Source organism: Hydrogenophaga sp. GW456-12-10-14-TSB4, from assembly GCF_059424305.1.
In genome coordinates this window covers 17,278-26,999 of the sequence record NZ_JBWKZH010000062.1, presented here as the reverse complement: position 1 = coordinate 26,999, position 9,722 = coordinate 17,278, and the positions used below count along the sequence as shown (strand labels likewise).

At 71.0% G+C, this 9,722-nt stretch carries 9 protein-coding genes; 5 read left to right on the top strand and 4 right to left on the bottom strand.

Going from position 1 to position 9,722, the window contains the following annotated elements; genetic code table 11:
- Genes AC07ZS_RS23700 through AC07ZS_RS23690 form a run of 3 tightly spaced genes read right to left on the bottom strand, consistent with a single transcriptional unit; the run spans position 1 to position 2,926 of the window.
- Entirely contained in the window at positions 1–1,074 is a 1,074-nt protein-coding gene (locus AC07ZS_RS23700) for a pyridoxal phosphate-dependent aminotransferase (RefSeq protein WP_494800986.1), read from the bottom strand.
- Positions 1,071–1,883, bottom strand: a complete 813-nt coding sequence (locus AC07ZS_RS23695) for a trypsin-like peptidase domain-containing protein (protein ID WP_494800985.1) — start codon at positions 1,881–1,883, stop codon at positions 1,071–1,073. The genes AC07ZS_RS23700 and AC07ZS_RS23695 overlap by 4 nt, the downstream gene beginning before the upstream one ends.
- Positions 1,880–2,926, bottom strand: a complete 1,047-nt coding sequence (locus AC07ZS_RS23690) for an extracellular catalytic domain type 1 short-chain-length polyhydroxyalkanoate depolymerase (protein WP_494800984.1) — start codon at positions 2,924–2,926, stop codon at positions 1,880–1,882. Before AC07ZS_RS23690 ends, AC07ZS_RS23695 begins: the two co-directional genes overlap by 4 nt.
- 204 nt (positions 2,927–3,130) lie before the next feature.
- Between AC07ZS_RS23690 and AC07ZS_RS23685 the strand changes: the two genes are divergently transcribed.
- From AC07ZS_RS23685 to AC07ZS_RS23665, 5 genes are all read left to right on the top strand, one after another.
- The gene (locus AC07ZS_RS23685; protein WP_494800983.1) at positions 3,131–4,111 is read left to right on the top strand and encodes an ABC transporter substrate-binding protein; all 981 of its coding nucleotides are present in this window, start codon (positions 3,131–3,133) and stop codon (positions 4,109–4,111) included.
- Positions 4,108–6,759: a PAS domain S-box protein gene (locus tag AC07ZS_RS23680; RefSeq protein ID WP_494800982.1), complete on the top strand. Its 2,652-nt coding sequence runs from the start codon at positions 4,108–4,110 to the stop codon at positions 6,757–6,759. The genes AC07ZS_RS23685 and AC07ZS_RS23680 overlap by 4 nt, the downstream gene beginning before the upstream one ends.
- Positions 6,756–7,187 carry a response regulator gene (locus AC07ZS_RS23675; protein WP_494800981.1) on the top strand — a complete coding sequence of 144 codons (432 nt, stop codon included), beginning with the start codon at positions 6,756–6,758 and terminating at the stop codon, positions 7,185–7,187. The genes AC07ZS_RS23680 and AC07ZS_RS23675 overlap by 4 nt, the downstream gene beginning before the upstream one ends.
- A 16-nt stretch (positions 7,188–7,203) precedes the next feature.
- Entirely contained in the window at positions 7,204–7,650 is a 447-nt protein-coding gene (locus AC07ZS_RS23670; RefSeq protein ID WP_494800980.1) for a universal stress protein, read from the top strand.
- Positions 7,651–7,747: 97 nt separating this feature from the next.
- Positions 7,748–8,833 (top strand): competence protein CoiA family protein, encoded by a 1,086-nt coding sequence (locus AC07ZS_RS23665; RefSeq protein ID WP_494800979.1) that lies wholly within the window; start codon positions 7,748–7,750, stop codon positions 8,831–8,833.
- Positions 8,834–8,837: 4 nt separating this feature from the next.
- Here AC07ZS_RS23665 and AC07ZS_RS23660 read toward each other — a convergent pair whose 3' ends face one another.
- Entirely contained in the window at positions 8,838–9,530 is a 693-nt protein-coding gene (locus AC07ZS_RS23660) for an ArsR/SmtB family transcription factor (RefSeq protein ID WP_494800978.1), read from the bottom strand.
- Positions 9,531–9,722 lie beyond the last annotated feature (192 nt).

Genomic DNA, 9,722 nt, shown 5'->3' with positions numbered 1-9,722 from the left:
CTACGCCGCGAGCCCCGCCGCGCGCAGAAACGCATCGTTCTCCTGCGGCGTGCCCACGGTCACGCGGAAGCAGCCTTGCAGGCCGTGCAGGCGGTCCTGCCGGCGCACCAGCACGCCGCCCGCGAGCAGTTGCGCGTGGGCCTGGGCCGCGTCGGGTGTGCGCACCAGCAGAAAGTTGGCGTGCGAAGGCAGGGGCCGCCAGCTGGGGTGGCCTTGCAGCGCGGTGAACAGGCGTTCGCGTTCGCGCCGGGTTTGCGCCACGCGTTCCTTCACGTAGCCGGCGTGCTCCAGCGCGACCTGTGCGCACACGGTCTGCAGCACCGACACGCCGAACGGCGGCACGAGCTTGCGCAGCTGGCGCGCCACCTCGTCGGACGCCAGCGCGTAGCCCATGCGCAGGCCGGCCAGGCCCCAGGCCTTGGAGAGCGTGCGCAGCAGCACCACGTGCGGGTGGCGGCGCGCGAGTTCGCGCGCGTCGTGCTCGGTGAAGTGGTGGTAGGCCTCGTCGATGACCAGCAGCCAGCCGTGGCTGGCCTGCGCGAGCCGCTCCAGCTCGTCGAGCCCGCACAGCGAGCCGGTGGGTGCGTGCGGGCGCGGCAGGTAGATCACGCCGCGGGGCGTGGGCCCGGCGTCGGGGCCCAGCGCGGCGATCACCGCGTCGATGTCGATCGACTGGTCCTCGCGCAGCGGCACCTCGGTCAGCGTGGCGCCGAGCAGCCCTGCGTCCAGCCCGTAGAGCGCGAAGTTGGGCTTGACGGTGACGACCCGGCCGCCGCCCAGCGCGCTGAGCTGGATCAGCAGCGCGATCAGCACATTGCTGCCGGTGGTGACGACGGTGCCTTCGGGTGACCAGCCTTCGTGCCGCGCCATGGCCTCGCACAGGGCTTCGGCGTTGAGGTCGGTGTAGCGGTGCCACGGCAGGTGCCGCAGGCGCTCCAGCGCGAGCTCTTTCAGCTCGGTGGGGAAGTCGGCGAAGGACTCGTTCTGGTCGAGTTTGATGGGGGCCGTGACGGCGGAGAAGGGGTAGTCGGGGCTGGCCAGGACGGCGGGGCGGACGGGAAGCGGCGGGTTCATTCGGTGGCGGCGGGTTCGGTCAGGGTGAGCAGGATGTCGGCGTACCAGGCGCAGTTCAGGCCGAGCGATTCGTCGAGCACGAGGTCGCGGTTGCCCATGTCCATGCGCGAGGAGTGCACGCCCAGCAGTTTCCAGGGCAGGGCGGCGGTCTCGGGGGTGGGCCGGGTGTCGCGCATCACCACAGCCGCGCCGCTGGTGCCCCGGTGGGTGCGCGCGTCGGTCAGGAAAAAGCCTTGGGCCTGGAAACGGATGCCGAAGGGCGAGGCGATGGCCGCGTGGCGCAGCACCGGCAGGTGGTGCACCACGTCGTGGAAGCCGAGCGGAAACCCCACGACCATCAGCGAGGTGTCGGCCGGCACGGCGTCAAAGGCGGTCTGCAGGTGGGCCGGTGTGAAGGCGCGCACCACGGCCTCGGTGGGGAAGGCGCTGCGGTCGAGTTCGATCACCGCCACGTCGATCTCGCCGCCGCTGTCTTCGCCCTGGTGCCACACCGCGAGGCCGTCCACGTACAGCGGCACCGAGAAGCCGGTGGAAACCGTGAGGTTGACGGCGTCCATGTGCAGGCCGATCTCGATGCGGTCAGGGCGGTGGTCGGTGGCTTCGTCGATCAGCACGTGGCGGCTGGTGACGAGGTACAGGCGCGCATCGCGCTCGAAGAAGAAGCCGCTGGCGTTGGTCAGCGGCTGCGTGCCCACGAAGGTGGAGACCTGGGGCGCGGCCAGGAACAGCGGGTCCACCAGCACGGGGGCGGTGGCGGTGGCCGGGGCCTTGGCGACGGCCTTGGGGGTGGTCCGGGTGTGTTTTGTCATCGGTCCAGTGTGGCAGGTTTCACAGGCCTTCCCATTCCGGGCGTTCGGCGGAATTGGCGAGAGATGAAGGCCCAGGCCATGCGCGAGGCGTCGGGGCCCCGGGCGTCGCTGTAGGGCTGGCTGGCCGTGCCACCGCTCCAGGCGTGTCCCAGCCGTGGCACTTGCACCAGACTGACCAGGGCGCGGCCCCGGTGCTTGAAGTCGGTCACCGTCATCGGGTGGCGCTGGCCGCGCCGCAGCTCTCGGGGTGTGCCGGCGCTGGCGCCCAGGCGCTCGGCCCACAGGTGCGCGACGGCCGCACCGTTGCCAGGCGAGACCACGAGGTCGCTGCCGCCCTGGATCACCAGCAGAGGCGGCCATGGCTCGGCCGCGGGGTCGGCGGACGTCTCGCCGCCCGCCGCCGGCACCCGGCGCCCGCGCATGGCGGCGAGTGCGGTGGCCGTGGAGTCGGCCACGCCGGGCGCCACGCCCGAGTGCATCACCACGGCCTGGAATCGCGTCGGGTGGTGCGTGGCGAGCAACGCGGCCATGCCCGCGCCGGCCGAGAGGCCGGCCAGCGCGACGCGCGCGGGGTCCGCCGGGTATAGCAGGACGACCTGGTCGATCGCCGCGAGGATGAGCGCCGCCTCGGCCTGGGCGCGCCCGTGACGTGTCTCGTACCAGTTCCAGCAACGCTGGGCGTTGGCCAGGCGGTCCTGCTCGGGGTAGAGCACCAGAAAGCGCTCGCGGCGCGCCAGGGCGTTCATGCGCGTGCTGGCCGCGAAGCCCGCGCTGTCCTGGCCGCAGCCATGCAGCATGACCAGCAGCGGTATCCGCTCGTCCGGTGACAGGTCGGGCGGGCGGTAGAGGCGGAACCGGCGCGCGCCGCCCGGGCCGAGGGCCAGGCCGGGGAGCCAGTCGCCCGGGCCGGTGGCCACGCCGCGCACCGCTTTGGCGCGCGCCGCACGCGGTGTGCTGGGGCGTTGGGTGGCCGCGCGCGTCATCGCGCGCAGGTTGCGGTTGAAGGCCTTGACCCAGACCGAAGTGGCGCGCCGGCGTGCCATGGGTCAGCTCCCTTGGAGGTCGATCATGCGCAATGGGGGTGACAAAGCGGGCAAAAGTTCAGCTTTGCGGCCTGTCGTGGCCGAGGGGGCGCCCGAAACAGCCCTTGATGATGACAGAATGTTTTCATGGCAGACGGGATGCGAGGCAATTCAGGGCACCAAGGGAGGCTCGCTGGACGGGGTGTCCACGCGTGGCGGCTGCGCGTGCGCGCGGCCCTGGGTCGGCTGGTGTGTGTGGGCGCGCTGGCCGGGCTGATGGCGGCCTGCAGTGAGCCCCCGCAGCCGCCGCTGGTGGTTGGCATCAACACCTGGGTGGGCTACGACCCCCTGGTGCTGGCGCGCGACCGGGGCGTGACCGACGAGAAGCAGGTCAAGGTGGTGGAGCTCATTTCCAGCGCCGAGGCCCTGAGCCACCTGCGCAACGGTCTGCTGGACGCCGCCGGCATGACCATGGACGAGGCCCTGCGGCTGGTCGACAGTGGGTTCGATGTGCGCATCGTCGCTCTGCTCGACACCTCGGTCGGCGCCGATGTGGTGGTGGCCGCCCCCCGCATCACCAGCCTGCAGAAGCTGCGCGGGGAGCACATCGCGGTGGAGGATGCCACCGTCGGCACCCTGGTGCTGGAACGCCTGTTGCGCAAGGCCCGGCTGCAGCGCGAGGACGTGACCGTGCTGCGCCTGGATGCGACGCAGCACAAGACGGCGCTGCTGAGCGACCGGGTGGCCGCGGCGGTGAGCTACGCACCGATCGACGGCCCGATCCAGGCCCTGGGTTACCGGGCCATCTTCGACAGCCGCCAGATGCCGGGCGAGATCGTCGACGTGCTGGTGGTGCGCGGCCAGGTGCTGCGCGAGCGGCCCGAGGCGGTGGATGCGCTGCTGCTGGCCTGGGCCGGCGGTCTCAATCTGCTGCGACTGGACCCGGCGGGCGCGGCCGCGTCGCTGGCGCCCGGCGCCGACCTGACACCCGCGCAGTACCAGGCGGTGCAGCGGGGCTTGCGCTTCTACACGCCGGAGGAATCGCTGGCGATGCTCACCGGCTTCCCGCCGCCGCTGGCTCAGCACGGCGACAGCGTCTCCCGCCTGATGGTGGAACTGGGCCTGCTGCGCGCGGCACCCGATTGGGCGGCGCTGATCGACGCCAGGCCGGCCTTGCGCACGGCGGCTGCGGTGCCCATGCCATGAAACCGGTGGCCCGCCTGCTCTCCGTTCCGGCGCGCTGGCTCGCGCCCCTCCTGCTGGCGGCCTTCGCCCTCATGACCACCGGCGTCAACCTGTTCCTGGAGTGGCAGGAGGTCGATCAGCAGGTGGTCGAGAGCGAGTCGCGGCGCCTGCGCGAACGCCTGGGTGTCGAACAAAGCCGGCTGAGTGTGGAGACCGGCAACGCCAACACCTTGCTGGTGCGCCGGCTGGTGGGCGGGCTGGGCCTGTACAGCGGCATCCGGCACGCCTACCTGATCGATGCCCGCGGGGTGGTGCTGGCGTCGCTGATGCGCGCCGACATCGGCCAGCCCTTCGTCGATCTCCAGAGCCTGTACCCCGAGCTCGCGGGGGTGACGCCGCTGTTTGCCGAGCCCATGGCCGGCGCCACGCTGCAGGTGGCCCGGCCGACCGGGTCGGCGCTGCTGTTCGGCCGGGCTTCGCTGGAGCCGGGGAACGAGTTGTTGACCGTGGTCGATCTGAGCCAGCCCATGGCCGTGCGTTTTGCCGGCATGCGGGCGCAGGCGCTGCGCGAAGGCGTGGTGCTGCTGGTGCTGGTGTTCCTGCTGGCGCTGCTGCTGCACTGGGTCTGGTTCCGGCGCGCCGAGCAACTGGCCCGCGCCCTGACCACCATGGGCGAGGGCCAGCTGCAGGCGCGCACCGGGCTGCAAGGGCGGGACGAGCTGGCGCTGATCGGGGCCGCCGCCGACCGCATGGCCGAGCGCCTGCAGGCCAGCCACGCGCAACTGCAGCGCATGAACGATGTGGTGGACCGCTCGCCCCTGGTGGTGATCGAGTGGGACAACGTGGTCGGCTGCCCCATCCGATACGTGAGTCCCTCGATCGCCCAGTGGGGCTACGCGCCCGAGCCGCTGCTGCAGGGCCGCATGACCTACGACGACCTGATCCACCCCGACGACGTGGGCCAGGTCAACGCCGAGATCGATGACTACCTGCGCCACGGCCCCGACCAGTACCGCCAGGAATACCGCCTGCGCTGTGCCGACGGCCGCTGGATCTGGATCGACGACCGCAGCGCCCTCACGCGCAACGCGCAGGGCGGGGTGACCGCCATCAGCGGCGTGCTGCTGGACATCACCGTGCAGAAGGAAGCGCAGATCGCGCAGCGCGAGCAGGCCGAGTTCCAGCGCCTGTTCTACGAGCTGCCCTTGATCGGCATGGCGATCTCTTCGCCGCAGAGCACGCACTGGCTGCAGGTCAACGACCGGCTGTGCGAGATCCTGGGCTACTCGCGCGACGAGTTGTTGCGGGTGACCTGGTCCGAGATGACGCCCTCGCCCGATCTGGAGCGCAACCTCGCGCTGCTCGATCGCATGAAGGCCGGCCTGACCGACAGCTACCAGATGCAGAAGCGTTTCCGGCGCCGGGACGGCAGCTTCGTGCAGACTGAAATCCACGTGCGCGCGGTGCGCGAGCCCGACGGGGCGCTCAAGCACCTGTTCTCCATCATCCAGGACATCACCGAGCGCCTGCAGACCAGTCAGGCCCTGAGCGACCAGAAAGGCTTGCTGGAGCAGGCCGAGGCCATGGCCGGCCTGGGCAGCTGGCTGTACGACTCCCACACGAAGCACATCTGGTGGTCGCGCCAGATGTACCGCAACATTGGTCGCGACATGGCCCTGGGCCCGCCGCCCACCCTCAAGGACTACCTGGACTGCCTGCACCCGGAGGACCGGGATCGCGTGGCGCGCTTCATGCAGGCCCTGCCGAGCAACCGGGGCCGCCTGCACGCCGAGTTCCGCCGCCATCCTTCGCTCGGGCCCGAGCGCTGGTTCCGCGGCGGTGTGGAGTGCCGGGTGCTGGCGGAGAATGCCGGCCACCATTACAGCGGCACCTTGCTCGACATCACCCAGATCAAGCAGGCGCAGATGAACCTCGAGCGCATCAACGCCCGGCTGGAGCAGCGCGTGGCCGAGCGCACCGAGCAGCTCAGCGTGGCCAACCGCGAGCTCGAGGCGTTTTCGTACACCGTCTCGCACGACCTGAAGGCCCCGCTGCGCGGCATCGACGGCTACAGCCAGCTGCTGCAGGAAGAACACGGCGATCAGTTGAACGACGAAGGCCGGCAGTTCATCGGCCGCATCCGTCGTGGTGTGCAGCAGATGGGGGCGCTGATCTCGGACCTGCTGGACTACTCGCGCATGGAGCGCCGCCCCATGGAGCACCAGGCGGTGGAGTTGCGCCCGCTGCTGGACCTGGTGATCGAGGGGCACGCTGCCGACATCGCTGCCGCCGGGACCGCGCTGAGCCTGCAGCTGGAACCCATGACGATGCGGCTGGACCGGGAAGGGCTGGCGGTGGTGCTGCGCAACCTGGTGGGCAACGCCATCAAGTTCAGCCAGAGCCGGTCGCAACCCCGGGTGGAAATCGGCTCGCGCAGCGAGGCGGGGCGGCGCATCCTCTGGGTGCGCGACAACGGCGTGGGTTTCGACATGAAGTACCACGACCGCATCTTCGGCATCTTCCAGCGCCTGCAGCGCGCCGAGGACTACGCCGGCACCGGCGTGGGCCTGGCGCTGGTGGCCAAGGCGGTGCAGCGCATGGGCGGCCGGGTCTGGGCCGAGAGCGCGCCGGGCGAGGGCGCCACGTTCTACCTGGAGTTCCCGTCATGACCATCCACCCGCCCCGTTCGTCCATCCTGCTGGTGGAGGACAACCCGATGGACATGGACCTCGCTCTGCGGGCCTTCAACAAGAAGAAGCGCGCCCACACCATCCATGTCGCCCGTGACGGTGAGGAGGCCCTGGCCTGGATGCCCCGCTGGGACGCGGGCGAGCCCTTGCCCGCCGTGATCCTGCTGGACCTCAACCTGCCGCGCGTCAACGGGCTGGAGGTGCTGGAGCACCTCAAGGCCCATCCCCGCTTCCGCCGCATCCCGGTGGTGATATTGACATCGTCTCGGGAGGACAGCGACCTCAAGTGCGCCTACGATCTGGGGGTGAGCTCGTACATTGAAAAACCGGTGAGCTTCAACAAGTTCATCGAAGTGGCCGAGCACATCGAGTCGTACTGGTGTGCGCTCAATGAGCGGCCTTATTGAAGAGACTGGAGAGACCATGCTGAAAATCCTCATCCCCGTCGACGGTTCCTCGCATGCCCTGCTGGCGGTGCACCACGCGTTGCGGCTCGTGGGGTCCGGCCTGAAGGCGCGCTTCGTGGTGGCCAACGTGCAGGAATCGGCCAATCTCTATGAACTCGTGGTGGCGCACGACCCGGCGGTGCTGCAGCAGGTGAGCGAGGCCGCCGGGCGCGACCTCGTGCGCCCGGCCGTGGCCTTGCTGAGCGCGGCGGGTCTGCAGGTCGAGTCGGTCGTGGCCAGCGGCGACCCGGCCCACCAGCTGGCCGAGATCCTGGAGAGCCACGCTTGCGACGCCGTCGTCATGAGCACGCGCGGCGGCGGCCTGCGCTCGGCCGTGCTCGGCTCGGTGTCGCAGGAGATGGTGCAGCGCTCGCCGGTGCCCGTGACCCTGGTGAAGGTGCCCGAGGACGCGGTCCCCGACTGACGCCGCGGGCGTCGCCCCACCCAAGAGCCGGCCCTGGTCGGCTCTTTGCCTGTCTGCCCACCCCTTGCGGGCCTTTTCAAGCCCTTCGCTTCCGACCGTGACACCCCTGTTTGCCGCCCTCGATGCTTCCGGCGCGCTTCGCTTCATCGGCGAAGTCGAGCGCGGAGCCGACTGCGGCTGTTCGTGCCCGGTGTGCGGCAGCGCCCTGGTGGCGCGCCAGGGGGCCGCCAACGAATGGCACTTCGCGCACGAGGCCGCGCAGGAGCGGCCCGAATGCGAGACGGCGGCGACGCGCATGCTGCACCGCCTGATGTTCGAGCACCTCCAGGCCCGTGGCGAGGCCGGCCCTCTGCTGTTGCCACCTTACCGGCAGCGGGTGGCGATTGTTCGTGCCCTGATCAACGTACACGAAGACGTGCAATGGGGGGCCCAGATGATGGGGCCGGTGCAATGGCTGGCCGACGCTGGGGGGCACGAAGCCGTGGCCCGGGTGCGGCTGGACACCGGTGTGGACCTGCAGCTTTTCGTGGTGGTCGGCGACGCCGAGCCGCCGGCGCCCCCGGCCGACGGCGCGCAGGCGGTGTTCCGTTGCCGTCTGCCGGCGGCTTCGGCGCTGCGCGATCGCCATGCGGTCGAGCAACACCTGGCGCAGCACGGCGAGCTGACCTGGGTCCACCACCCGGATGCCCTCGGCCTGGTGGCCGCGGCGCGGGCTCGGCTGGAGGTGCGCAGCCGGCAGATCTACGCCAACTGGCTCTCGATGGCCGATGCCGCAGGCGGCCCGGCCACCGTCGTCGACACCCGCCCGCCACCCTTGTTCTACGGGCCGGGCACGCGGGCCGAACCCCGGGAGGCCGTGCGCTACACCTGCGCACCGGCGCACGCACCGAACGTCAGCTTCACGCTCTACCGCATGTCGCCGACCGAAGCCTGGCTGCTCTACCTGCTCGAACGCGTGGGTCCTCTTGATTGGCGCACCGCCACGGAGAAGTACTACGCGCTGGCGCCGTATCCCGGTCTCTTCGAGGGGTGGACCCAGGCCCTGCCCGCCAGTGTGGGGGTGGCCGATCCGGCCGCCGGCTTCGTGCGCTGCAAGGGTTTTCTGGACGCGGTCACTTACCTCTCGCGGCGCGCGCAGTTCACCCGCAGCGGCCGCAACCCGATGGTCTTCGAGACCGTGTGACGGCTCAGGCCGGGCGGCCTGCCGCATGCTCCAGCCGGGGCAGCAGCTCGCGCTGGCCCCGGGGCGTGAGCTCCAGTGCCCGGCCGGTGCCGCGTTGCAGCCAGCCCCGCTGGGTGAGGTGCTGGAGGATGTCGTCGGCCAACTGTCCCGCCAGGTGGTCGCGCCGTTCCGACCAGTCCAGACAGGGGTAGGCGAAGCGGCGGCTGGCGCGCGGCGGTGCGGGCTGCAGTTCCAGGTGTTCGGACAGCCATCGGCGGCCGGCCTCGGTGAGCGCGTAGTCACCGGTCAGCGCCTCCCGGGCTTGCAGCGCGTCGTGCAGCAGGATGCCCAGGCGCCCCGCCAGGTGGCCGTAGCAGCAGCGCGCGTAGCGCAGGCGCTGGCGCTCGGGGTGGGCCCAGGCCTGGTCGTGCACGTCGCGCTCGGCCACCAGGGCGAGCGCTTCGAGGGCATGCGCCACGTCGGCGTCGGCCAGCCGGTAGTAGCGGTGGCGCCCGCGCGGTTCGCAGACCACGAAGCGCGACGCCAGCAGCCGGGTGAGGTGGCCGCTGGCGGTGGCGGGGGTCACCGAGGCGGCCTTGGCGAGTTCGCCCGCGCTGGCTAACTCGCCGCTCATGAGGTAGGACAGCATGCGCGAGCGCGCCGGGTCGGCCACCATGGCGGCCACGCGGGCGAGGCGGGGTTCGTGCGGGGCTTTCATGGTGGTCAGCGTAACCCAGTCGGAGGCTCCACCGTCGTTCCTGGTTTCGGTGTGGGCCGAAGCTTGAGCGGGGTTGGGGCGCATCACAGGGGGCCGGTCATCGGAGGCCAGGGAGAGCGGCTCCGCTCATGTCCCCCGGGACGGCTGCGCCGTCCCTCCTCCTTTACTTCGCTGCGCCGCTCCCCCTGGCCT

What these genes read in the sequence shown, in the direction of transcription:
- AC07ZS_RS23690 (WP_494800984.1), bottom strand. Translation starts at nt 2,926, where the DNA reads ATGGCACGCCGGCGCGCCACTTCGGTCTGGGTCAAGGCCTTCAACCGC.
- AC07ZS_RS23670 (WP_494800980.1), top strand. Translation starts at nt 7,204, where the DNA reads ATGCTGAAAATCCTCATCCCCGTCGACGGTTCCTCGCATGCCCTGCTG.
- AC07ZS_RS23695 (WP_494800985.1), bottom strand. Translation starts at nt 1,883, where the DNA reads ATGACAAAACACACCCGGACCACCCCCAAGGCCGTCGCCAAGGCCCCG.
- AC07ZS_RS23660 (WP_494800978.1), bottom strand. Translation starts at nt 9,530, where the DNA reads ATGAAAGCCCCGCACGAACCCCGCCTCGCCCGCGTGGCCGCCATGGTG.
- AC07ZS_RS23700 (WP_494800986.1), bottom strand. Translation starts at nt 1,074, where the DNA reads ATGAACCCGCCGCTTCCCGTCCGCCCCGCCGTCCTGGCCAGCCCCGAC.
- AC07ZS_RS23680 (WP_494800982.1), top strand. Translation starts at nt 4,108, where the DNA reads ATGAAACCGGTGGCCCGCCTGCTCTCCGTTCCGGCGCGCTGGCTCGCG.
- AC07ZS_RS23675 (WP_494800981.1), top strand. Translation starts at nt 6,756, where the DNA reads ATGACCATCCACCCGCCCCGTTCGTCCATCCTGCTGGTGGAGGACAAC.